This is a genomic window from Pseudomonas cremoricolorata, from assembly GCF_000759535.1.
Taxonomy (GTDB): Bacteria; Pseudomonadota; Gammaproteobacteria; order Pseudomonadales; family Pseudomonadaceae; genus Aquipseudomonas; species Aquipseudomonas cremoricolorata_A.
Genome location: NZ_CP009455.1, coordinates 4,191,237 through 4,215,676 on the forward strand (window position 1 = coordinate 4,191,237; position 24,440 = coordinate 4,215,676).

The following is a 24,440-nucleotide window of genomic DNA, read 5'->3' on the forward strand; positions in this document are numbered from 1 at the left end:
TTTATCGCACCGTCAGCAACGCTTCGTTGGCTTGCCTAACCAGTTCGATCCATTCGCGGGTGCTGATGACCCCGTCATGCTCGAGCGCCTGCGCCTGGAGCAACGCGCGCTGATAGTCGTCTTCGTGAAACCCGGGCAAGCCCAGAAACTGATTGCGCCACCGGCCTATGGCGGTCACGCCGTTGTCGTGTTGCCTGATCACTCGCACTTGCTCCCCTGCTCGAAACGCTGCGCAGGTTAACCGACGTGACATGAAGAAGTGATGACCTGTGCCTGTTGACACAAGCAAGATCAGCGATCACTGCCTGGACGGCGGCCTCGGGCCTGCCTGCGCGCCAGACAGGCCGTACCGTGGTGCTCAGTTCGGCGGTATGGTGCCGAGCAGGCCAATGACGATTGCCAGCACGAGAAAACCACCGATGAACCATGCCATCTTGCCCATTGCGAACCTCTACTCTGCGTGAACCAACGGCCTGGCCGACGCGCGCCACCTGCGGCGCAGTGCGACCTGCCCAGCACAGGCCGGAATCGATGGCTGGGGCTGGTAGGCATTTTCCGCCTCGGACTGATACGGTTACAGATGCAGGTTCTTGGAAAAAAAGCAGATCAGATGAGCCGGCAGCGCTGATGCGGTGACAGGCTGTAGCAATTGCAGAGAACCGTCGTTAGGCTAGCGCTGGGCTTCACAAGGCCCGTCTATGTGCCACCGACCTATCGAAAAAGGAACGAAACATGCTGATCAAATGGACTTCACTGGGCGCAGCACTGGGCATTGCCCTGCTGCTGGCGGGTTGCTCGGAAGAAAAAGTCCCCGAGGCGACCACGGTCACCTGCGCGCCCGACCAGTACGAACAGCAGTTGGCCGGTTTGTCCAAGCAAGCGAACAAACAGCAGTTCAAGGACGCCTGCCACAAGCTGCTTACTGAACAGAACGAAAACAAGAAACTGACTGACTGGACCTTCAAGAAGAGTCCGAAAGACGATTTCTGAATCGGCTCGATCACGCCTGCGGGGTGGGGTGCGCTACTCGGTCAGACCCGAGCGGTGGTTTCATGGCAGATATGCCTGCCCCTCCTCACCCCTGCAAATGCAACACCTCCCCCGGCAGCCAACCAAGCTCGCCATTGCTCAGGCGCCGGCACCAGTACCAGCCATTGAGCGCGCGCAGGGTTTCGATCAATTGCCCAGGGTCGACGTCCAGTTCGTGGGCATTGTAGGGCTCGCGGGCGCGGCCCTGGCCGACGCCGAGCGCTTCGATGATCTGCGCTGGCACCCAGCCTGGCGTCTGGGCCTGGCAACTGCACAGGTACCAGTCCTGCCAGCCATCGTGGCCTTCGAACCGTTGGCCAACCGTAAGCAGTGCGCCTTTGGCGAAGCAGATAGGCTGCGGATACTCGCTGCGGTGTGACTTGATGACCACGTACTTCATGCGCCACTCCCTGGCTGCGGACATCCGCCGAGCCTAGCAGAGGGTGACGACACAACCTGACGCGGCCAGCGCCTGCTTGCGCAATCAACGCATGTAGGCGCGTAGACGCGGGGCCGGCACGCCTGCCACGCCAGCCATGGTCAGCGTGCCGGAGGCAATGGCGCGGGCTCTTGCAACGCCCCAGGCCAGGGCACGGGTCATGGACTCTCCGGGCCTGGCATCGAACGCCTCTTCATGCAGGGCGGCACCCGACACGGCATAGACGCCGAAAAACAACTGCGTGGCGCCCGTGCGCGAGAGACGCACCTGCACATCGATACAGGTGCCGTTGGCGAGGGTCTCATCATGGCGGCGATGGTGCAGGTTGGGGTCGGCCCATGACCAGAACTGGTCACCACGGATTCGCATGTCGCTGGCTCCTTCGACTAAAGGCGTATTGATTCGATCGCACACCCGCAACCGTAGCCCAAGCGAAGCGGGAAGCAAGGACATGATCGACGTGGCCGATGAAATCAGATGATCGGCTGGAGGCCCCGTGGTAGATGGTCTGCTGGCATGCCAAACAGCGTCGATCCGTCCCAACTCACCCGGTCTGCCAACGCTCATCGCTCGGGTGATCACCAAAGCACTTTCCTACATCAACACTGGAAAAACCGCGTTGCCAGCAATACCCTGCCCTATCGACCAGCGCTGCGAGCACGCACATGACAGGGATTGCCCATTTCGAACGTCCACGCTGGCTGCGCGACCTGCTGCGCTTTCTACCCCTCAAGAGCCAGTTCGTGCTGTCAGGCAACATCCGTGACCTGCAAGCCTCCGAGGTCGCGCCCGGCGCCGTCACCGCGCAGAGCTTCAACCAGACCCTGTGCACCGCGCTGCTCGACAGCGGCTATGGCCACGTCCTGCTATGGGACCCGGTGGCCGGCTTCAGCGCCCTGACCCGACCCGGGGGCGACCCCAGCGCCAGCCATGCGCTGCTGCGCGGTTTTGGTCTGAATCCTGTGGACGGTTTCGCCCCGGCCGGCATCGACCTGCTCAGCGCGACCCTCAGCCGCCTGGTGGCGCACAGCGCCGAACCGGTGGCGCTGATCATTGATTTCGCCTCGCGCCTGGCGGTGCGCAACGACAACCTCAGCGCCACCGAGCACCGCCTGTTCACCCAGGCCCTGGTGCAGTCGCATCAGGCCCGCAGCCGCCCGGCCGGAGAACAGCGCAAACCGTTCTTCAACAGCGTGCTGTGGCTGGTGGAAAAGGAAGGCGACCTGCCCGACTGGCTGCTGGTGGACAACCCGCGCCTGCGCCACGTGCCGGTGGGCAAGCCCGACCAGCGCTGCCGCCGCGCCCTGGCCCCGGCCTTGCTGCGCGGCCTTGCCGGCAGCCAGGGCGCCGAACCCGAAGCGCTGCAGCAGGCGGTCGAGGCCTTTGTCGAGAACACCGAAGGGCTATTGCTGCTTGACCTCAGCGCCATCGCCCAGCTGGCGCGGGTCGAGGGCGTGGACATGACGCAGATCGCCGACGCCGTGCGCCGCTACAAGGTCGGCGTCACCGAAGACCCGTGGCTGCAACTGGACCGCACGCGTATCCGCGGCGCCCATGACATCGTCCAGCAGCGGGTCAAGGGCCAGCAGCACGCGGTGACGCACATGCTCGACATCGTCAAGCGGGCGCTCACCGGCGTCGGCGCCAGCCGCAAGGGCAATCGCCCGCGCGGGGTGGCCTTCCTCGCCGGCCCCACCGGGGTCGGCAAGACCGAACTGGCCAAGACCATCACCCGCCTGCTGTTCGGCGATGAAAGCGCCTACATTCGCTTCGACATGTCGGAGTTCAGTGCCGAGCACGCCGACCAGCGCCTGATCGGCGCACCGCCGGGCTATGTCGGCTATGACGTCGGCGGCGAGCTGACCAACGCCATCCGCGAAAAACCCTTCAGCGTGGTGCTGTTCGATGAAATCGAAAAAGCCCACCCGCGCATCCTCGATAAATTCCTGCAGATTCTCGACGACGGCGTGCTCACCTCCGGGCGCGGCGACCGGGTGTACTTTTCCGAAGCGCTGATCGTTTTCACCTCCAACCTGGGCATCTACCGCCAGGGCGAGAACGGCGAACGGGTCGCCAACGTGCTGCCCACCGAGCCGTTCGAGCAGGTGCAGGACAAGGTCAACAGTGAAATCGAGCGTTATTTCAAGCTGGTGCTCAACCGCCCGGAAATTCTCAACCGCATCGGCGAGAACATCATCGTCTTCGACTTCATCCGTGAAGATGTGGCAGCGCAGATCTTCCAGCAGATGGTCGCCGGCACCTTCGCCGACCTGCACGCGCAAGGCTATCAGGTGAGTCTCAGCGAGCCGGCCGAGCAGACCTTGCGCGCGCTGTGCCTTGAAGATTTGTCCAATGGCGGGCGCGGCATTCGCAACCAGCTCGAAGCGCGCCTGCTCAACCCGCTGGCGCGGGTGCTGTTCGACCAGGACATCAAGCCCGGCGAAGCGCTGAGCATCACCGCCGTCGACCTTGCCGGCCTCACCGTGCAACGCCTTTGAGCGTGCAACTGAGCCTGTCACGGGTGCACTTTCCGGTCACTACGCTGGGGCCGGGACGGCGCGTTGGGATCTGGCTGCAAGGCTGCAGCATTCGCTGCCCGGGGTGTATTTCCGCCGACACCTGGGGGCCGGGCCACCGCTGGCTGAGCGTCGAGGCCTTGCTCGATGAGATCAGCCCGTGGCTGGCCGAAGCCGACGGCATCACGGTGTCTGGAGGGGAACCGTTCGAACAGTCCGACGCCCTGCTGGCATTACTGCACGGCCTGCGCCAGCGCAGCGGCGGCGACATTCTGGTCTACAGCGGCTACCCAGTTGAAGCACTACACAGACACTTGGCCCAGGCCCACGGGCTGATCGACGCGCTGATCAGCGACCCATTTGAGCTGGACAGCCCACAGACCCTGGCCTTGCGCGGCAGCGACAACCAGCGCCTGAACCTGCTGACGGCGCTTGGACGGGAACGTCTGGGCAGCTACGAGCGTCCCTTGCAGGCGGCCGACAAAGCCCTCGACGTGATGTTCGATGAGGCGGGCAGCGTGTGGATGGCTGGCATACCCCAACGTGGCGACCTGTTGCGCCTGCACGACCTGTTGCAGGACCAGGGCCACCAGATTCAGACCAGCGCGCACCGACCGCGGCGCTGAGTGGAGTTCACCGATGATTCGTTTTTGCCCCAATTGCCACACCGAGCGCGGCCTCGACGAGCTGTTCTGCGCCGGCAGCGTGGATGGCCAGCCGTGTGGTTGGGATTTGTCCGCCGAACCGATCAGGTCGGCGGCGCCCGCGCCGGCGCCAGCCGCAGGGTCGCCTGGCGAACCAACGCCTGCGCAAGAAACGCCTTCGCCAGCGACGCCCGCCGCAGCTGACAGCGCCGCTGCCGATTCCGCCACGCCCACCTGCAGCAACGGCCACCCGCTCGAACCGGGTGACCTGCTGTGCCTGACCTGCGGCGCCAGCGCCGTCGAAACCGGCGCCGCCCCCCCGCCAGCGCCGCTGCCACCCAGCCAGCGGCGCTCGAGCACAGCGCGGACGACGCCAGCGAGATCGACGGCTGGCAGTTGCAGCAGCAGATCAGCAACACCGACGGCATCCGCGAGCGCTACCACGCCCGCCACCGCGACACCGGCCAGCAAGCGGTGCTGACCCTGTACCGCGCCGGCGCCGAGCCGGACCCGGCCATCTACGACGTGCTGCGCCGCCTGCCGCTCGAGCACGTGCCGCAGTTGTTCGTCACTGGCCGCTGGCACGACCGCGCCTATGAGGTCAGCGAGGCGCTGGCCGGCAGCCTGGCGGATCTGGGCAGCGTGCTCGACGACCTGGACAGCGTGCGCAACGTGCTGCGCGAGCTGGGCCAGGCCCTGCACGCCTTCAACGAAGCCGGCCTGCGCCACCGCGACCTGCGCCCCACCAGCCTGTTGCTGCGCAGCCGCGAGCCGCTGGACATGGTCATCAGCGGCTTCGGCTCGGCCAGGCTTTCGGAGTTCGACCTGGACATCGTCTCGCCACTGGAGACCAGCCGCTACATGGCCCCCGAAGCGGTGGCAGGCGGCGTGGCGGCGGCCTCGGACTGGTGGAGCCTGGGCATGATCCTGCTCGAACAGCTGACCCACGGCGCGTGCTTTGCCGGGATCAACGCCAACGCTTACCTGATTCATGTGCTGGCCAACGGCGTGCCGCTGCCCGATGACCTCGACCCGCAGCTGCACCTGCTGCTGCGCGGCCTGCTCGCACGCGACCGCCACCAGCGCTGGCAATGGCCGCAGGTCAGTGCCTGGCTGGCGGGTGAGCCGGTACAGGCCCCGGCCAGCGCAGGTGAGCAGGCGGACGACCGCGAAGGCGCCACCGTGCAGCTCGGCCAGCAGCAGTACCGCAACCCACGCATCTTCGCCCTCGCCGCCGCCCAGGCCGAACACTGGCCCCAGGCCCTCGACCACCTGCTGCGCGGTGTGCTGGTGACCTGGGCCGAACAACAGGGCCTGCCCTCGACGGTGCTCGCCGGGTTGCGCCAGGTGGTGCAGCACGAGGGCCTGGAAGACGACCTGCGTCTGATGCTCGCGCTCAAGCTGCTCAACCCGCAGATTCCGCTGATCTACCAGGGCGAGATCGTCACCCCTGGCTGGCTGCTGCAGCATCCACTGGAAGGCTACCGTCTGATCAGCGGTGCGGTGCCCGACCTGCTCGAACACCTGCAGACCGACACCTGGCTGTCACGGCTCAAGACCCGCGCACAGAACGTGCGTCAGCGCGCCCTGCACCAGCACATCGAGCTGGACGAACAGACCCTGCGCATCTACCTGCTGTCGACCTCCCGCGCCACCCTGGCCAGCCAGTGGCAGGCGCGTCAGCGCCTGTTCCCCGACAGCGACCACCCTGGTGTGTTGTCACTGACCCAGCGCCGGGTGATCGCCGAGGAAGACCTGATCGTGCTGCTCAGTGCCGAGCTCGGTCAGTTCCGCTCGGCTGAGTCGATCGTCAATGAGGCAGCCGAGCTTGCCCGCAGCGCCGAGGTCGGCTGGTTCGAGGCCGAGGCCGCCGGCGCGCTGTTGCAGCAGGGCCAGAGCGAGCTGTTCGGGGCCATCGACCAGCGCATCCTGGGCTTTGCCCGCTGCGGAGTGGGCGCGGTCGATGAGTGGGCCGAGCAGTTCCGCCTGGAGCGGCGCATGCCCCTTGCCAATGCGCTGGTGCTGCTGGCGATCCCTTCCAGTCAGTGGCTGGAGCCGCAGAAACAGCAGTACGTGGCGCAGATTCTCGACTTCTTCGAAAAGAAGGTGGTCAACGCTGTGCTGCGCGGGCCACTGGTGCGCATGAGCATCGGCAAGACGACCGCGCGGGTCGACCTCAACGAGCTGCACAGCGAACGCCGCCCGGCCGCGGCGCTGCTCGACCACCTGCTGCAACGCAACGCCCGCGAGGTGACCCTCGACCCGGAATGCTTCGCCAGCAACGATACCGTGGAGTCGCGCCTGCACGGGCTGTACCGGCAGAGTGCGCTGTATCGCCGCGACACCGGCATCGATGGCCTGTACCTGGGCTTCCCGTTCCTGCTCAGCCGCGACCCGCGCGGCACTGCACGACCGCGGCTGATGCCGCTGCTGCTGTGGCCGGTCAAGCTGCAACTGGAGCTGGGACGGCGCGGCCAGGCGGCCCTGGCCTTCGACAGCGAACGTGAAGAAGTACGCCTGAATCCGGCGCTGGAAGGCGTGTTCGGGGTTGAGACCTGCAAGCGCTGGCGCAGCATTGCCGATGAACTGCTGGGGCGCTCGTCGCTGCGCGCCAGCGATGTGCTGGATGCCTTCGGCCTGCTCGCCGGGACGCTGTCGCGCAGCCTCGGCCCATTGCCTGCGAGCAGCGTCGAGTTGGCGCCCCATCAGGATCAACTGGCCTGCGCGGCGGTGCTGTTTCACGTCACCTTCATGGGCCAGGCCATTGGCGAAGACCTGCGTCTGCTCAAGGGCCTTTCACCGGCCGGCACGGGCTTGGAAACCGCCCTGCGCCTGCGCAGTGACGAGGCCGCGCACGAACCTGAGCCGGCCGCGGAGTTGCAGCGCTTCTTCACCGTCGCCAGCGATCCGTCCCAAGAAGCGGCAGTGATGCAGGCCCGCCAGGCACCGGGCCTGTTGGTCGAAGGCCCGCCTGGTACCGGCAAGAGCCAGACCATCGTCAACATGGTCGGCGATGCCATCGGCCGCCAGCGCAGCCTGCTGATCGTCTGCCAGAAGCACGCGGCGCTGGAGGTGGTGTACAAGCGCCTGGTGGCCGAGGGGCTGGGCCAGCGCATCGTCATGCTCAACGACATCAACCGCGACCGCGAGCCGGTGATCCGCAGCGTACGCGAACAACTCGAAGCGCTGCTCGACCCGGCAGGCGCGCCGCACAACGTGCAGCATCAGCGCCAGCAGGTAGCCGCGCGTATCGAAGCGCTGGAAGGCGAGCTCGACCGTTTCCAGCACAGCCTGCACCAGCCCGACCCGGCCACCGGGTTGAGCTATCGCGGCCTGCTCGGCGAGCTGATCGACCTGCAGGCCGGTTCCTCGCCGCTGGAATTCCCCGCCCTGCGCCAGCGCCTGGGCGCGCTCGATGTGGGCAGCCTGGCGCAACTGGAAGAACACTGCGCACCGCTGATACGCCACTGGTTGCCGGCACAGTTCGAGGGCAGCCCGTTCGCGCAGTTGCGCAGCTTTGCCGCCGATGCGGCCAGCGTGCAGGCCTTCACCGACAGCCTGGCGCGCTTCTGCGCCGCGGAGCAGGCGCGGCGTGACACCTTGCAGGCGCACCCGGCCAGTTTCGAGGTGGATGACCCGGCGCCTTACCGCGCCTGGCGCGCCGCCCACGCCGAGCGCCTGCTCAACCTCGATGCCGCCAGCCGTGGGCGTCTGGCGCAGTGGCTGGGACTGTTCCGTCAGCAGCGCGCCGAGCAGGCCCTGCGCGGCCCGGCGCTGCTGGCGCAATTGCGGCAGGTGCAGGCGCAGTTGGGTGAGCTCGACACCGGGCACTACCAGCCCAGCCTATCCCCGGCCCTCGCCGCCCTGCCCCGCGCGCAGCTGCGCCAGATGCTCGACGACAGCCAGGCGTTGCTTGCCCCTGGCGGCTGGCCGCGCTGGCTCAACCCGCTGCACTGGCTGCGGCGCAGCCGCGTGCGGGGTTTGCTGCGCCAGCAAGGGCAAGCGGCCGACCCGGCACAACTGGCAGCGCTGGCCGCCGCGGCCCAGCTGCAACTGGCCTGGCACTCGTTGCACGACCAGCTCAACAGCATTCGCCAGCAGTTGGCCGTGCCCGTGCCGACCTCCGAGGGCGGCTTGCAGCTGCCTGAGGCCGTGCACACGGTACTGACTCACCTGCAGCAGGTCGAACGCCTGGCGGCGGCCCTGGCCGCCTCGCCGCGGGCGGCGCAAAGTGATGCCGCAGCGCTCAGTGGCGAGCCGGCGCAGCTTCAGGCGCTGCTCGACGACCTCGACGCGGCACTGCTGCGTCAAGGCGCACGCGAAGCCAGCGAGCAGTGCTTGCAGGCCCTCGGCCAATGGCTGGACGAGCCGTTGCACGCGCAATTGGCCACGGCACTGGCGCACAATCAAAGCAATCAGTCGGCCCTTCAAGCCTTGCAGCAGGCGCTGCCGAGCCTGCCGGCCTACCAGCGCTTTCGCCCCCGCGCCGCAGAATTGGGCAACGAAGCGCTGCAGTTGCTGGTCCTGCTGCGCCAGCGTCAGGACGAGCTCGAGCAGATCCCGGCAGAGGCGCTCGAAGCAGCGGTGCGCCGTCTGCTCAACCGTGAAGCGCGCTTGGGCTGGAAGCACCGGATCGAGCAGGCCAACCCCGAACTGCTGTCCAGTCAGGCCGAGACCCAGACCAAGATCGCCAACCTGGCCCAGGCCGACGCCCACATGCGCGAGCTCAACCGCAGCTTGCTCGGCCAGGGCATCGACCTCGCCCGCCTGGGCAATCGCAAGCAGTGGGAGGATGTCACTCGCCTGACGGGCAAGCGCTCACGGCGCCTGCGTGAATTCATCGAGATGGGCAGTCGCCTGGGGCTGATGGAACTGCGCCCGGTCTGGTTGATGAACCCCGACGTCGCCAGCCGTGTCTTGCCACTGACCGCTGGGCTGTTCGACACGGTGATCTATGACGAGGCCTCGCAGATGCCTGTGGAGTTCGCCCTGCCGACGCTGTTCCGCGGTAAGGTCACGGTGGTCAGCGGCGACGAGAAACAAATGCCGCCCACGGCATTCTTCTCGAGCCGTGTGGAAAGCGACGAGGCGCAGCTGTTCGACGGCGACGAGCCAGATGAAGACGCCGACGAGGAGGAGCGCGAGGCCTTCGAAGACACCTGGAACCGCCGCGAGATCAAGGACTGCCCCGACCTGCTGCAACTGGCGCGCAACGCCCTGCCCAGCACCACCTTGCAAATTCACTACCGCTCGGCCTACCGCGAACTGATCGGCTTTTCCAATGCGTCGTTCTACGGCAACCGTCTGAACGTGCCCGTGCGTCATCCGCAGGCCAACATCCTGCGCATCAAGCCGCTGGAGCTGATTCAGGTCGACGGCATCTACCAGAACCAGAGCAACCCCAGCGAAGCCGAGCGCGTCGTCGATTACCTCGCCGACCTCTGGCAGCGGCCCTATGCCGAGCGCGACTCGGTGGGCGTGGTGACCTTCAACCGCAAGCAGGCCGAGCTGATCGAAGACTGCCTGGAACAGCGCGCCGAACACGACCCCGCGTTCCGCGCCGCCTACGCCGAGGAACGCGAACGCAGCGAAGACGGCGAAAACATGGCGGTGTTCGTCAAGAACGTCGAGAACGTGCAGGGCGATGAGCGCGACATCATCGTGTTTTCCTCGACCTTCGGGCGCAATGCCCAGGGCAGCTTCCGGCGCAACTTCGGCGTGCTCGGGCAGACCGGCGGCGAACGCCGACTCAACGTCGCGGTGACCCGCGCGCGGCGCAAGGTCGTGATGATCACCTCGATGCCGATTGGCGATATTTCCGACATGCTCAACACCCAGCGTGCACCGAACAGTCCACGCGACTACCTGCAAGGGTATCTCGAGTACGCCCGCAGCCTGTCGGCCGGCGAGTTCGACAGCGGCGCACGGCTGCTCGAGCGCCTGCAAACCGACCGCAGCAGCGCCGCGCCACGCAGCCTGGCCGGTACCAGCGATGGTTTCGTGCGCGAGGTGGCGGCGTTCATCACCGCCCAGGGCTGGCAAGCGACCCCGGCCAGCGCCGGCGATGCCTTCGGCCTGGATTTCGCCATCGAAGACCCCGTCACCGGCCTGTACGCCATCGGCATCGAGTGCGACGCGCCCTGCCACGGCCTGCTGGCGCGGGCCAGGGCGCGGGAAATCTGGCGTCCGCAGGTGCTCGGGCGGGCCATCGCGCACCTGCACCGGGTGTCCTCGCAAGCCTGGTACCACGACCCGGCAGGTGAACAGGCGCGCTTGCAGGCGGCCATCGAACAGGCACTTGCCGGTGCTGCCGACACCCGGCCAGCCGACACTGAAACGCCAACACAGGTGACGCCATGAGTGGCCCGAAGGTGGTGCGCATCGTCACCCGCGAAGAGATCCTCGCCCAGTGCGAAACCGCATTGCAACGCCTGAACAAGGCCACAGCGCGCTGGCAGGCCCAGGCGCAGCGCCTGGGTACGGTCGAGGCCACGCAGTTGAACGCAATCGAGGCCCGCAACCAACGCCTGCGCGCGCTGCTGGCGCAAGATCGCTTCCGCGAGGTGCAGGACGCCGTCGCAGTGGAGCAGGCCTTTCTCAAACGCGACCTGCGCGAACGTCAGGCCCAGGCCATCGAGCGCGGCGCCGAGCAGCGCCAGCGGCAACGCCGGGTGCAGGACAACGCCGCGGTACTGCACAAGGCACTGGCAGCGGTGCCGGGTACGCCTGCCAGTGCGGCGGCGTTGCGTGACCTCGATGAACTCGCCGCACGCCCGACCCAGGCCGATGCCGAGCAGCGCCTGGCCCAGGCCTTCGCCCTGCTCGCCGCGCCTGCGCCCGAAGCCCCGCTGTCGCTGGCCCAGCAGCAGCTGGCTGAGCAGTTGCGCGGCGGCCAGCAGCAGCCCAGCTATGCCCAGTGGCTGGCCGAGCACGGCAACGACGAGGCTCGCGACCCGCGCCTGCGACGCATCGATCGGCACATCGTCGAGCTGCAGCTGTTGCAGGGCGATGACGCTGCCGTGGCCTTCCTCAGCGCCTTGCAACGCGTCGAAACGCTGCCTGCCGGGGGCCAGCGCAATCTGCTGCTCGACAGCCTGGTGCTCGACCTGGCCGCCGCCACCCGTAGCGGTGAACAACGCCGTGAGCGCCTGGAGCAGGTACACACCTTGAGCGGCGAAATTGCCGAACTGTTGCCTGACACCCAGGGCGAGCTGCTGGCGCAACTGGATGCGTGCACCAACCAGACGCAAACCGCGCAGCTCGATGCACTGATCGAGCGCGCCGAAGCGGCGTTGGCCGAGCATGCCAACGCCCTGGCCGCTGAAGCACGGCGCCAGGCGGTGCTGCAAGGGCTGGCCAGTCTCGGCTACGAGGTGCGTGAAGGCATGGCCACCGGCTGGGCGCAGACCGGGCGCGTGGTGCTGCGCAAGCCGGCCACGCCTGGCTATGGCGTCGAGGTCGGCGGACAGGCCGAAAGCGGGCGTCTGCAGGTACGCGCGGTGGCCCTGCAGGCTGACCGTGATCGCCAACGCGACCGCGACATCGAAACCCTCTGGTGCGGGGACTTCCAACGATTACAGGCGCTGTTGCAGGCGCAGGGTGACAGCCTGTCGATCGAGCGTGCACTGGAGGTGGGTGAGGTGCCGCTCAAGGAGGCCGAGGTGGCTGATGAGCGGGGTGCGAGCGAGGCGCCATTGCAGCGGCATCAGTGAAGACTGGTCGCCTGAGTCGGGCCTGCTGCGCAGGCCATCGCGGCTGAAGCCGCTCCCACAGACCAAATCCCCGTAGGCGCGGCTTCAGCCGCGAATGGCCTGTGCCAACACCGACAATTCATCCGTCACCAAAGGTATCCCGTCGGCTAAATAACAAAAAGTGACCAGCGGGTCACGCTCTTATCACCCTTCTCTCCTACACTCAAATTCGGCCCGCGTACCGTTTGGAACAATCGCCTGAAATCAGTCGAACTTTCCTCTGGTGCGGCCAGTCATCACTAAGCAGGCCATGGCTACTTCACTCGCCTGCCACGCCTGCCTACCCCAAGCAGCTCACGCGCCTTTGGCCAGGATGGTCAATGCGCGGTGCGGCTGTGCACGACTCGGGGCACGGAACGCAATATGCATTACCGAAACATGCAGAAGAGAGAATCAACGCGATGTAAATGCCTCGGGTGCCAGCACCCGAACATAGGGACGGAGAGAGACTAATGATCAGTGCCGCTGTCGAGCCACATGCAGATACCTTCACCACGCCGCATCGCGAGCCGGTGACCCCGAGCTTCATCACGACAGCCAAGGCACCCGGCGCCAAGCGCCAGCAGAACCCGAACAAGCGCAAAGTATTGTTCGTCACCTCGGAAATCGCTGACCTGGTCAAGACCGGTGGCCTGGGTGACGTGTCTGCCGCCCTGCCTCGGGCCATGGCTGACCTGCACGACGTACGCGTGCTGATTCCCGGCTACCCGCAGGTGATGGACAGCGACAACCCGATTCACATCGTCGGCGAGCTGAGCGGTCACGCCGCCCTGCCACCGTGCAAGATCGGCCGTATGGACTTGCCGGACGGTCTGGTCATTTACGTCCTCATCTGCCCCGAGTTGTACCAGCGCGAAGGCACCCCCTACGGCGCCAACAATGGTCGCGACTGGCCAGACAACCATATTCGCTTCGCCCGCCTGGGCCTGGCTGCCGCTGACATCGCCGCTGGCGAGGGCATGGCGCATTGGACACCTGATCTGGTCCACGCCCATGACTGGCCTGCGGGCCTGGCCCCGGCGTACATGCACTGGCGCGGCCTGAACACGCCGACCCTGTTCACCATCCACAACCTGGCCTACCAGGGCGTGTACAGCCTTGCCTGCTGCCCGGAGCTGGCGATTCCCGAGCATGCGTTGCAACAGGAAGGCATGGAGTTCTACGGCAAGCTGTCGTTCCTCAAGGCGGGCCTGGCCTATTCCAGCCACATCACCACGGTCAGCGCCACTTACGCCGAGGAAATCACCACCCCGGAGTTTGGCTGCGGCCTCGATGGTTTCCTCGCCAGCAAAGCCCAGCAAGGCCTGCTCGGTGGCATCCCCAACGGCATCGATGAAAGCTGGGATGCGGCCACTGATCAGCATCTGCAGCACAACTTCAGCCTCAACGATTGGGAAGGCAAGGCTCTGAATGGCGATGAGGTGCGTGAACTGTTCGAGCTCGATCCGAGCGAAGGGCCGCTGTTCGCCGTGGTCTCGCGCCTGGTCTACCAGAAAGGCCTCGACCTGACCCTGGCGGTCGCCGATTTCATCGTCGAGCAAGGCGGCCAGATTGCCATTATCGGCCGCGGTGAGCCGGAAGAAGAGCAAGCCATGCGCGAGCTGGCCCTGCGTCACCCCGGCAGGATCGGGGTGCGCATCGGCTTCAACGAAACCGATGCACGACGCATGTTCGCCGGCAGCGATTTCCTGCTGATGCCGTCACGCTACGAGCCGTGCGGATTGAGCCAGATGTACGCCCAGCGCTTCGGCTCGCTGCCGGTGGCGCGCAACACCGGCGGGCTGGCCGACACCATCGAAAACGGCGTCACGGGTTTTCTCTTCGACGAATCCACCGCCGACAGCTACCGCGAAGCGCTGGCCCGGGCGTTCTACGTGTACAGCAAGCCTGACCTGCTCAACGCCATGCGCTGCCTGTCGATGACCCAACCGTTCAACTGGTGCCAGGCGGTCACGCCCTACGCGCGCCTGTACGAGGATTTGGTCAAGCAGAGCCAGCTGGCCCACTACTGATTCGGAGAGCTGAAGATGCACAGACACGGCGTACACCTGGTGGACGCCACGTCCGCGCGCTTCGCCCTCTGGGCGCCAGGCGCACGCGATGTGAGCGTGGAAGTCGTAGGGCAGTCATCACTAGTGTTGCAGCCTGAGCCGGACGGCTGGTTCAGCGCCACTGGCCCAGCTCAGGCTGGGCAGCACTACCGTTTCGTCATCGACGGCCAGCTCAAGGTCGCCGACCCCGCCTCGCGTTATCAACCTGAAGGTGTCAGCGGCCCCAGCGAGGTGGTTGCGCCCGAGTGGTTCGCCTGGCAACACCCCTTCCACGGCCGGCCTTGGCATGAGGCGGTGATCCAGGAAGTTCACGTTGGCGTGCTCGGTGGTTACAAGGGTGTCGCAGAGCAACTGCCGCGCCTGGCCAGGCTGGGCATCACCGCCATCGAACTGATGCCCCTCGGGCAGTTTCCCGGTGAGCGCAACTGGGGCTACGACGGCGTCCTGCCCTTCGCCCCGCAGCACAGTTACGGCACCCCCGAAGAGCTCTGCCAACTGGTCGATGAGGCGCACCGGCTGGGCCTGGCGGTGATGCTCGATGTGGTCTACAACCACTTCGGCCCCGACGGCAACTACCTGCACGAATACGCCCCGAGCTTTTTCAATGAAGCGAAGAAGACCCCATGGGGCGCGGCCATCGACTTCAAGCAGCCGGCGGTGCGCGAGTTCTTCATCCAGAACGCCCTGATGTGGCTGCAGGAATATCGCATCGATGGACTGCGCTTGGATGCCGTACACGCAATCGACTCGCCGGACTTTCTCAAGCAACTGTCGCAGCGCGTGCGCGAAGAAACCGATGGCCGTGAGGTCTGGCTGGTGCTGGAAAACGAGCATAACCAGGCGTTTTTGCTGGAGAAGGCGTTCGACGCGCAGTGGAATGACGACGGCCACAATGCCCTGCACGTACTGCTGACCGGCGAAACCGAAGGCTATTACGCCGACTACAAGGACCGCCCGATCGAGCAACTGGCGCGCTGTCTGGCTGAGGGCTTCGTGTTTCAGGGCCAGCAAAACCGCCATGGCGAAGCACGCGGCGAACCGAGCGGGCACCTGCCGCCGAGCGCGTTCGTGCTGTTTCTGCAAAACCACGACCAGATCGGCAACCGCGCCCTGGGCGAGCGGCTGACCCGTCTGTGCCCGCCTGCTGCCTTGCGCGCCGCCACCGGCCTGCTGTTGTTGTCGCCGATGATCCCGCTGCTGTTCATGGGTGATGAAGAAGGCAGCCGCGCGCCCTTCCTGTTCTTCACCGACTTCCATGACGAACTGGCCGATGCCGTGCGCGAGGGGCGACGCGGCGAGTTCGCGCACTTTGCCGCCTTCGCCGACCCGGACACCCGCGAGAAGATCCCCGACCCCAATGCCCTCGCTACTTTCAAGGCCAGCCAACCGCAGGGTGACGATGTGCTCGCCGGCTGGCACGGCTTGTACCAGCAATTGCTGGCGCTGCGTCATGAGTGCATCGTGCCGCGGCTGCCGGGCAGCCACAGCTTGGGCTGTCAGGTGCTGGGCGACAAAGCCTTGACCGCGCGCTGGCGCCTGGGCGATGGCAGCGAATTGCGCATCGACCTGAACCTGGCCGCGCAACCCCAGGCGGTAGACCTGCCGGCCCCTGGCATGCGCCTGTTCGACAGCAGTGACAACGCCCATTGCGACGCACTTCTTGCAGCTTACAGCTGCGTCGTCAGCCTGATTCCTCGCGCTGTGGAGACGCCATGAGCGACAACCCCCTGCATCAACTGGCAGCACGGGTCGGCATCGCCCGAGACTGGACCGATGCCAACAATCGCCCACAGCAGGTCAGCGACGAGGTACTGCGCGGCGTACTGGGCGCCCTTGGTCATCCCGCTGCTGACGCCGGCGATGTGAGCGCCAGCCTGGCCGAGCTGGAACAGGCGCAAGACCTTCACGCACTGCCCAAACTGCTGACCTGCGACCTGGGTCAAGGGCTGTCCCTGCAACCGTGGTTCACCCCCGGCAGCAGCGTGCGCTGCACCGACGAAACGGACATCAGCCGCGAGCTGACTCTGGGCCTGCAGGCCGAACTGCCTGCCGATCTGCCCATCGGCTATCACCAGATCGAGGTCGATGGGCGCAGCCTGACGGTGGCGATTGCACCGGCGCGCTGCCACAGCCTGGACGATGCAGTCGGTGAGCCCCCGGCACGCTGCTGGGGTCTGGCGGCACAGTTATACAGCCTGCGCCGGCCTGGCGACGGCGGCTATGGCGACCTGCTGGCCCTTGAGCACCTGGCGCGCAGCGCGGCCGAGCGCGGTGCCGACGCTATCGCCATCAGCCCGATCCATGCACTTTCGCAGTACGAGCAACAGCACTACAGCCCTTACTCGCCGTCCAGTCGTCTGCTCCTCAACAGCCTTTACGCAAGCCCTGCCGCGTTGCTCGGCGAGCGTGAAGTCCGCGCGGCGATCGAGGCTGAAGGACTGGGGCAGATTCTCGAAGACCTCGAAGCGCAGCCCTTGGTCGACTGGCCGCGCGCGGCCGAGGTGCGTGAGCGCTTGTTGCAGGCCCTGTACAAGGACTTCAGCCAGGGTCAACACCCGCTGCGCGCCGACTTCGAGAGCTTTCGCGAATCAGGTGGCCAGGCGCTGGAGCACCATTGCCGCTTCGAGGTGCTGCAAGGCGAGGCGGTCGACCAAGGCCTGGGGGCCGACTGGCGGCGCTGGCCCAAGGCTTGGCAAGACCCCTACCACGCCGAGGTCGAGGCCTTCGCCAGCACCTACCCTGCGCGCATCGAATACCGCGTGTTCTGTCAGTGGCTGACCGATCGCAGCCTGCAGCGGGCACAGCAGGCGGCCCGCAGCAATGGCATGCAGGTCGGCCTGATCGCCGACCTGGCAGTGGGCGCCGATGGCGCCGGCAGTCAGGCCTGGAGCCGGCAGGATGAATTGCTGGCCAACCTCACCGTCGGCGCTCCGCCAGACATCATCAACCGCGCTGGACAAGACTGGGGGATCTGCGGCTTCTCGCCCGAAGGACTCAAGCGCAACGGCTTCCGCGCCTTCATCGAAATGCTGCGGGCTAACCTGGCGCATGCCGGCGGCCTGCGCATCGACCATGTCATGGGCTTGCGCCGGCTGTGGCTGATCCCCAAGGGTGCCTCACCCAAAGAAGGTGCCTACGTACACTACCCGTTCGACGACATGCTGCGCCTGCTGGCCCTGGAGTCGGTGCGTCATCAGGCGGTGATGCTCGGTGAAGACCTGGGCACCGTGCCCGAAGGCCTGCGCGAACAGCTGGCCGACAAGGCCGTGCTGGGTATGCGCGTGCTGGCCTTCGAGCAACAGGGCCCGGGCAATTTCACCCCGCAGATGCAGTGGCCAGACAATGCCCTGGCCACCACCGGCACCCACGACCTGGCGCCACTGGCAGGCTGGTTGCAAGCCCACGACATCGACTGGCAGAAGCGCCTGGAGCTGATCGACGACGAAGCCGAACGGTCCTGGCGTGAGGACCGTGCCAAGGAAACGGCAGGCCTGCGCGCACTGCTGGAACAAGCCAGTGGCCCGCTGGACGACGACGAAGCGGTGATCGACGCGGCCATCGCCTGGCTCGGCAAGACCCGCGCGCCACTGGTGCTGATTCCCCTGGAAGATCTGCTCGGTAACGTCGAGCAACCGAACATGCCCGGCACCACCGACGGACACCCTAACTGGCAGCGGCGCCTGGCGCCGCCGGCCGCCAAGCTGCTTGACGAAATCGACGCCGCCAGGCGTCTGGAACTGCTGGCGCAAGCCCGCGAATACGCGTGGGAGCGCGACCGATGAAGCCATTGACTGCAACCGTACGCCTGCAATTTCACAGTGACTTCACCCTCGACGATGCCGTGCCCCTGGTGCCCTACTTCGCCCAGCTGGGCATCAGCCACCTGTACGCCTCACCCATCCTCAAGGCCCGTGCCGGCTCGCGGCATGGGTACGACGTGGTCGATCCGACCCAGGTCAACCCCGAGCTGGGCGGCGAGGCGGCTCTGGAACGGCTGATCGCCGCGCTGCGTCAACATGGCATGGGCTTGATTCTCGACACCGTATCCAACCACATGGCCGTGGGCGGTGCGGACAATCCCTGGTGGCAGAGCCTGCTGGCCTGGGGGCGGCGCAGCCCGTACGCCGAGTTCTTCGACATTCAGTGGCACTCCAGCGACCCGCTGCTGGCGGGTCAGTTGCTGCTGCCGTTCCTGGGCAACGACTACGGCGTGGCGCTGAAAAACGGGGAGCTGCCGCTGACCTTCGACGGCGAGCATGGTCGTCTGGAAGTGGCCCACCATGAGCACCGCTTCCCGATTTGTCCTCTCGACTACGCCGAAGTGCTGCAAGGCAGCGACAGCCCCGAGTTGCAGGCATTGGCTACCCGTTTCGCGGCTTTGCGCGACGCCGCCGTGCCCTTGGCCGCAGCCCAGGCGCTGCAAGGCGAGCTGGCACAGCTGCATGCCGACGGCGTGAGCCTGGAGGCACAACTGCGTGCCTTCGATGCCCGCAGCGAAGCCGGTCTCAAGCGCCTGCATGCGCTGCTCGAACGCCAGGCCTATCGCCTGGCCAGCTGGCGCACGGCGGCAGACGACATCAACTGGCGGCGCTTCTTCGACATCAACGAACTGGGCGGTCTGCGCGTCGAGCGCGCGGCCGTGTTCGAAGCCACCCACGCCAAGCTGTTCGAGCTGATCGAGCGCGGCTTGGTCGATGGCCTGCGCATCGACCACATCGACGGCCTGGCCGACCCGCGCGGCTACTGCCGAAAACTGCGCCGCCGCGTCGATGGCCTGCTGGCAGCACGTCCGTTGGAAACAGCAGTCGAGCATTTCCCGATTTATGTCGAGAAGATTCTTGGCACCGGCGAACACCTGCACCGTGACTGGATGACCGACGGCACCACCGGTTACGAATTCATGAACCAGGTGTCGCTGGTGCTGCATGACCCGGCGGGCGAAGCGCCATTGACCGAGCTGTGGCAGCGCCTGAGCGAGCGACCACCGTTCGCCGAAGAAGTGCGTCAGGCCCGCGCACTGGTGCTCAATGCCAGCCTTGCCGGCGATTTCGAGTCGGTGGCCCAGGCCCTGCTGCACGTGGCGCGCAACGACCTGATGACCCGCGACATCACCCTCGGCGCCCTGCGCCGTGGCCTGCAGGCGCTGGTCGAGCACTATTCTGTGTACCGCACTTACATCAACGCCCTGGGCCGTCCAGCCGAGGATGAGACGTTCTTCCAGCAGGCCCTGAGCGATGCACGCCAGTCATTGCCCGAGGCCGACTGGCCGGTGCTCGAACAACTGCAAGTGTGGCTGGGTGGGCAGCGCTGGCGCAGCCTGCCGCCGGGCAAGGCACGCAAGCAATTGCGCCATGCCTGCGTGCGCTTCCAGCAACTGACTGCCCCCAGCGCGGCCAAGGCGGTGGAAGACACCGCTTTCTACCGCTCGGCGCGGCTGCTGTCGCGCAACGATGTGGGCTTCGAGGCCGAACGTTTCAGCGCGCCGCTGGAAGAGTTCCATGTCGAGGCGCAGCGCCGCCTCGGCGCCTTCCCTGACAACCTGCTGGCCACCGCCACCCACGACCACAAGCGGGGTGAAGACACCCGTGCGCGCCTGGCGGTGCTTAGCGAGCGGGGTCCGTGGCTGGCCGAGCGCATCGAGCACTGGCGCGCGCTGGCAGCATCCCTGCGCAAGGACGACGCAGACGGCCCGGCGCCAAGCCCGGCCGATGAGATGATGCTGTTGCAGACGCTGCTCGGCAGTTGGCCACTGGACCTTGACCTGAACGACACGGGTGCGGTGAAGACCTACATCGAGCGCGTGCAGCAATGGCAGCAGAAAGCCTTGCGCGAAGCCAAGCTGCGCAGCAGCTGGAATGCGCCCAACGAGGCCTACGAGCAGGCGTGCGCCGCCTATACCGAAGGCTTGCTCAGCGCCAGTGTGCATACCGAGTTGCGTGAATCGGTGCAACAGGCCGCCAACGCCATTGCCTGCCCCGGAGCGCTCACTGGCCTGGCCCAGTGCCTGTTGCGCATGACCGTACCAGGTGTGCCGGACCTGTACCAAGGCAACGAATACTGGGACTTGTCCCTGGTCGATCCGGACAACCGCCGGCCAGTCGACTACCCGGCGCGCCGACGCAGCCTGGATGACAGCACGGCCCTTGGCGATCTGCTCAGCCATTGGCGCGACGGACGCATCAAGCAGACGCTGATCGCGCGCGTGCTCGATTGCCGTCGCGCGCACCCCGAACTGTTCCGCCGCGGCGAGTACCAGCCGCTGACGGTCCAGGGCCGGCACGCCGACAAGGTCATGGCCTTCGCCCGCGTGGGTGATGGCGAGCGCGCCATCGTGATCCTGCCGCGCCTGGCCGCCAGCCTGCTCGGTGAAGACGCGCTGACTCCGTTGATCCCGGCACAGAGGTGGGACGACACACGGGTCGTGCTGCCGTTCGACTACTCCCCTGCCAACTGGTCGGGACTTTTCGGCAACGCCGCTGTCAGCCCTACTAAGGAGCTGAAGTTGAGCGCCGCGTTAGCCGAGTTTCCGGTCAACCTGTTCATCGAACATGACTAAGCGCATCCAGGAGCATAACCATGAGTGTCGAAGATAAGCGTATCCGCGAGTTCGCCTACCAGATCTGGGAATCGGAAGGTAAGCCGGAAGGTCAGGAAGAACGCCACTGGGGCATGGCCCGAAAGCTGGCTGAAGCCGAATCGCTGGCGCCCAAGGCAGCGCCGCGCAAACGGGCTGCGGCCAAAGGCAAGACCGCCGCCGACGTCAGCGAAGATCCGAAGCAAAAAGCCGCACCAGCCAAGCGCGCCTCGGTGGCTAAAAGCGCCGCCCTGCCGGGCGCCGAGCCCTCGCCACGCGGCAAGACCACTACCGCGAAGAAGCCGCGCACTGCGGCCAAGAAAGCGACTGACGGATAAACCCGCTCGTCCTGGCGCTGCCGTCCGGCAGCGCCGTTCATCCCGCTGTACCTGTACCGGCATTACCTGCTAATCGGTCCGCCCCTGACGGGGAGCGGACTGGTTGGCGTGGAGGCCAGAAAGGTTTCACCGTCCCCGATCATTTGGCCATCCGAGACTGCCATGACCCAACGTAAACCGAAGAAAAACCGCTCTGTCGCCCCTTCGCGCATCCGTGAAGGCATGCCCTTTCCCCTCGGCGCCACCTGGGATGGACTGGGCGTCAACTTCGCCCTGTTCTCGGCCAACGCCACCAAGGTCGAACTGTGCATCTTCGATTCCTCCGGCGAGAACGAGCTCGAGCGCATCGAGCTGCCCGAGTACACCGATGAGATCTACCACGGCTACCTGGCCGACGCGCATCCAGGCATGGTCTACGGCTACCGTGTGTACGGCCCCTACGAGCCGGAAAATGGCCACCGCTTCAACCATAACAAGCTGCTGATCGACCCTTATGCCAAGCAACTGGTCGGTAAGCTGAAGTGGGACCCTGCGCTGTTCGGCTACGTGCTGGGCGAAGAGGACACCACCTTCGACGAGCGCGACAGCGCCCCCTTCGTGCCCAAAAGCAAGGTCATCGACCCCGCCTTCACCTGGGGCCGTGACCAGCGGGTGCAGGTGCCGTGGGAAAGCACGGTGTTCTATGAGGCCCATACCCGTGGCATCAGCATGCGCCACCCTTCTGTACCGGAAAACCTGCGCGGCACCTTCGCGGGTCTGGCTAACGATGATCTGCTCAAGCACATCAAGGACCTGGGCGTCTCGAGCATCGAGCTGCTGCCGATTCACGGCTTCGTCAACGACCAGCATTTGCTCGACAAGGGCCTGAACAACTACTGGGGCTACAACACCATCGCCTTCTTCGCCCCGCACCCGGCGTACCTGGCCAGCGGCAAGATCGCCGAGTTCAAGGAGATGGTCGCGCACCTGCACAACAAGGGCCTGGAGCTGATCCTCGATGTGGTCTACAACCACACCGCCGAAGGCAACGAAAAAGGCCCGACACTGTCGATGCGCGGGATCGACAACGCCTCGTACTACCGCCTGATGCCCGACGACAAGCGCTACTACATCAACGACTCGGGCACCGGCAACACCCTCGACCTGAGCCACCCCTGCGTCCTCCAGCTGGTCACCGACTCGCTGCGCTACTGGGCCGGCGAGATGCATGTCGACGGCTTCCGCTTCGACCTGGCGACCATCCTCGGCCGCTACCACGACGGCTACAACGAGCGCCACAGCTTCCTCGTGGCTTGCCGCCAGGACCCGTTGCTGAGCCAGGTCAAACTCATCGCCGAACCTTGGGACTGCGGTCCGGGCGGCTATCAGGTGGGCAACTTCGCCCCCGGCTGGGCCGAGTGGAACGACAAGTTCCGCGATACCGTGCGCTCGTTCTGGAAAGGCGACGAAGGCCAGCTCGCCGACTTCGCCGCACGTATCACCGCCTCGGGCGACCTGTTCAACAACCGTGGCCGTCGCCCGTACGCTTCGGTCAACTTCATCACCGCCCACGACGGCTTCACCCTGCGCGACCTGGTGTCGTACAACGAGAAGCACAACGAGGCCAACGAAGAGAACAACCAGGATGGCAGTAGCAACAACATGTCCTGGAACTGCGGCGAGGAAGGCCCGACCGAGAACCCGGAAATCAAAGAACTGCGCATGCGTCAGATGCGCAACTTCTTCGCCACGCTGTTGCTGTCGCAAGGCACGCCGATGATCGTCGCGGGTGACGAATTCAGCCGTACCCAGCACGGCAACAACAACGCCTACTGCCAGGACAGCGAAATCGGCTGGATCAACTGGGATCTGGACGAAGAAGGCCAGGACCTGCTGGCGTTCGTCAAGCGCCTGAACCGTGTACGCACCACCTATCCGGTGCTGCGCCGCTCGCGTTTCCTGGTGGGCGACTACAACGAGGCGCTTGGGGTCAAGGACGCCACCTGGCTGGCACCCGACGGCAACGAGATGAGCGTCGAGCAGTGGGAGGACGCCAACGGCCGTTGCCTGGGCCTGCTGATGGACGGCCGTGCACAGGTCAGCGGCATCGAACGTCCGGGCGCTGACGCCACGGTGTTGCTGATCGTCAACGCGCATCACGACACCGTCAACTTCAAGTTGCCTGCCGTCCCACAAGGCGAGCACTGGACCTGCTTGATCGATACCGACCAGCCGAAGCTGCGCAAGGGCAAGCCGCTCCAGTTCGACATCGAGTTCGAAGTGAAGGGCCGCTCGCTGGTGCTGTTCGCCTTGCAGCACGAGGAGGACTGAAGCGCGCCGGGGCGGGCTGTGTCGTAGACGGTATCTGCCCGCCCCGACGGCAGTTTCAGGAAGACGCGTGAATCACGAAGCCGTCACAGGCTTCGCCCCTTGCGCCCAGGCCGACATCGTCTTTCTCCAGGAAGTACTCGGCAACCACGATCGCCACGCCGCCCGCCACCTTGGCTGGCCGGCCATCTCGCAATACGAATTTCTCGCTGACAGCATGTCGAGCGACTACGCCTACGGACGCAACGCCGTGTACCCGGCCGGTCACCATGGCAACGCGCTGCTGTCCAAATACCCGATTATCGAGCACCGCAACTTCGACGTGTCGATCACCGGCCCCGAGCGTCTTGGCCTGCTGCACTGCGTGCTGGATGTACTCGGCCCGCAGCCGGTGCATGCCATCTGCGTGCACCTGTCGCTGCTGGAAGGCCACCGCCAGCAGCAGCTGCACCTGCTGCGCCGGCTGCTCGCCTCACTGCCCGCGGAGGCACCGGTGATCATCGCCGGTGATTTCAACGACTGGCAACTGCGCGGCAACCGCACCCTGGCAGAAGAAGCCGAGCTGCACGAAGCCTTCGAACGCCACCACGGTCTGCTGGCGCGCACCTACCCCGCGCGCCTGCCGCTGCTGCGCCTGGACCGCATCTACCTGCGCAATGCACGGAGCCATGCACCGAAGATTCTGGGCCACAGGCCGTGGACGCATTTGTCCGGTCATCTGCCATTGACGGTTGAGGTGCAGTTCTAGGTTCTGTACGAGTTTCGCAAGCTTTTCTGGCACCCACGGTGCG

At 65.9% G+C, this 24,440-nt stretch carries 14 protein-coding genes and 1 pseudogene; 12 read left to right on the forward strand and 3 right to left on the reverse strand.

Going from position 1 to position 24,440, the window contains the following annotated elements:
- Window position 1: 1 nt before the first annotated feature.
- Entirely contained in the window at window positions 2–202 is a 201-nt protein-coding gene (locus LK03_RS19005) for a hypothetical protein (protein WP_038414041.1), read from the reverse strand.
- 530 nt (window positions 203–732) lie between these two features.
- Here LK03_RS19005 and trbK point away from each other — a divergent pair.
- On the forward strand, window positions 733–990 hold the full coding sequence (trbK, locus tag LK03_RS19010; RefSeq protein ID WP_038414042.1) for an entry exclusion lipoprotein TrbK: 258 nt from the start codon (window positions 733–735) through the stop codon (window positions 988–990).
- An 85-nt stretch (window positions 991–1,075) separates the two neighbouring features.
- Here trbK and LK03_RS19015 read toward each other — a convergent pair whose 3' ends face one another.
- Both LK03_RS19015 and LK03_RS19020 read right to left on the reverse strand, forming a co-directional pair.
- Entirely contained in the window at window positions 1,076–1,429 is a 354-nt protein-coding gene (locus tag LK03_RS19015; protein WP_038414043.1) for an SH3 domain-containing protein, read from the reverse strand.
- An 84-nt stretch (window positions 1,430–1,513) separates the two neighbouring features.
- Entirely contained in the window at window positions 1,514–1,837 is a 324-nt protein-coding gene (locus LK03_RS19020) for a hypothetical protein (RefSeq protein ID WP_038414044.1), read from the reverse strand.
- 229 nt (window positions 1,838–2,066) lie between these two features.
- Between LK03_RS19020 and LK03_RS19025 the strand changes: the two are divergent.
- The 11 genes and pseudogenes from LK03_RS19025 to LK03_RS19075 all read left to right on the forward strand — a co-directional run bounded on the left by LK03_RS19025 (window position 2,067) and on the right by LK03_RS19075 (window position 24,397).
- A pseudogene (locus LK03_RS19025) lies at window positions 2,067–3,966 on the forward strand (AAA family ATPase).
- Between the two features lie 2 nt (window positions 3,967–3,968).
- A complete protein-coding gene (locus LK03_RS19030; protein ID WP_038414045.1) occupies window positions 3,969–4,610 on the forward strand; it encodes a 4Fe-4S single cluster domain-containing protein in 642 nt (213 codons plus the stop codon).
- A gap of 291 nt (window positions 4,611–4,901) precedes the next feature.
- Window positions 4,902–10,988 carry an AAA domain-containing protein gene (locus tag LK03_RS19035; protein WP_240478627.1) on the forward strand — a complete coding sequence of 2,029 codons (6,087 nt, stop codon included), beginning with the start codon at window positions 4,902–4,904 and terminating at the stop codon, window positions 10,986–10,988.
- Window positions 10,985–12,340, forward strand: coding sequence for a hypothetical protein (locus LK03_RS19040; RefSeq protein ID WP_038414047.1), 1,356 nt, complete (start codon window positions 10,985–10,987; stop codon window positions 12,338–12,340). Before LK03_RS19035 ends, LK03_RS19040 begins: the two co-directional genes overlap by 4 nt.
- A gap of 491 nt (window positions 12,341–12,831) precedes the next feature.
- Complete coding sequence (gene glgA / locus LK03_RS19045; protein WP_038414048.1) at window positions 12,832–14,391, forward strand: glycogen synthase GlgA; 1,560 nt, start codon at window positions 12,832–12,834, stop codon at window positions 14,389–14,391.
- Window positions 14,392–14,406: 15 nt separating this feature from the next.
- Window positions 14,407–16,146, forward strand: a complete 1,740-nt coding sequence (gene treZ / locus LK03_RS19050) for a malto-oligosyltrehalose trehalohydrolase (RefSeq protein WP_038414050.1) — start codon at window positions 14,407–14,409, stop codon at window positions 16,144–16,146.
- Window positions 16,143–18,212, forward strand: a complete 2,070-nt coding sequence (gene malQ, locus LK03_RS19055; RefSeq protein WP_038414051.1) for a 4-alpha-glucanotransferase — start codon at window positions 16,143–16,145, stop codon at window positions 18,210–18,212. The genes treZ and malQ overlap by 4 nt, the downstream gene beginning before the upstream one ends.
- The gene (locus tag LK03_RS19060; RefSeq protein WP_038414053.1) at window positions 18,209–20,986 is read left to right on the forward strand and encodes a malto-oligosyltrehalose synthase; all 2,778 of its coding nucleotides are present in this window, start codon (window positions 18,209–18,211) and stop codon (window positions 20,984–20,986) included. The genes malQ and LK03_RS19060 overlap by 4 nt, the downstream gene beginning before the upstream one ends.
- Window positions 20,987–21,006: 20 nt before the next feature.
- A complete protein-coding gene (locus LK03_RS19065; RefSeq protein WP_038414054.1) occupies window positions 21,007–21,342 on the forward strand; it encodes a DUF2934 domain-containing protein in 336 nt (111 codons plus the stop codon).
- A 162-nt stretch (window positions 21,343–21,504) separates the two neighbouring features.
- Window positions 21,505–23,652, forward strand: coding sequence for a glycogen debranching protein GlgX (gene glgX, locus LK03_RS19070; protein WP_038414055.1), 2,148 nt, complete (start codon window positions 21,505–21,507; stop codon window positions 23,650–23,652).
- 16 nt (window positions 23,653–23,668) lie between these two features.
- Window positions 23,669–24,397 (forward strand): endonuclease/exonuclease/phosphatase family protein, encoded by a 729-nt coding sequence (locus LK03_RS19075; protein WP_081951644.1) that lies wholly within the window; start codon window positions 23,669–23,671, stop codon window positions 24,395–24,397.
- Window positions 24,398–24,440 lie beyond the last annotated feature (43 nt).

Bases quoted from the DNA above. Each gene is read 5' to 3' on its own strand.
- LK03_RS19040 (WP_038414047.1), top strand. From the start codon at position 10,985: ATGAGTGGCCCGAAGGTGGTGCGCATCGTCACCCGCGAAGAGATCCTC.
- treZ (WP_038414050.1), top strand. From the start codon at position 14,407: ATGCACAGACACGGCGTACACCTGGTGGACGCCACGTCCGCGCGCTTC.
- LK03_RS19060 (WP_038414053.1), top strand. From the start codon at position 18,209: ATGAAGCCATTGACTGCAACCGTACGCCTGCAATTTCACAGTGACTTC.
- glgA (WP_038414048.1), top strand. From the start codon at position 12,832: ATGATCAGTGCCGCTGTCGAGCCACATGCAGATACCTTCACCACGCCG.
- glgX (WP_038414055.1), top strand. From the start codon at position 21,505: ATGACCCAACGTAAACCGAAGAAAAACCGCTCTGTCGCCCCTTCGCGC.
- trbK (WP_038414042.1), top strand. From the start codon at position 733: ATGCTGATCAAATGGACTTCACTGGGCGCAGCACTGGGCATTGCCCTG.
- LK03_RS19015 (WP_038414043.1), bottom strand. From the start codon at position 1,429: ATGAAGTACGTGGTCATCAAGTCACACCGCAGCGAGTATCCGCAGCCT.
- LK03_RS19020 (WP_038414044.1), bottom strand. From the start codon at position 1,837: ATGCGAATCCGTGGTGACCAGTTCTGGTCATGGGCCGACCCCAACCTG.
- malQ (WP_038414051.1), top strand. From the start codon at position 16,143: ATGAGCGACAACCCCCTGCATCAACTGGCAGCACGGGTCGGCATCGCC.
- LK03_RS19065 (WP_038414054.1), top strand. From the start codon at position 21,007: ATGAGTGTCGAAGATAAGCGTATCCGCGAGTTCGCCTACCAGATCTGG.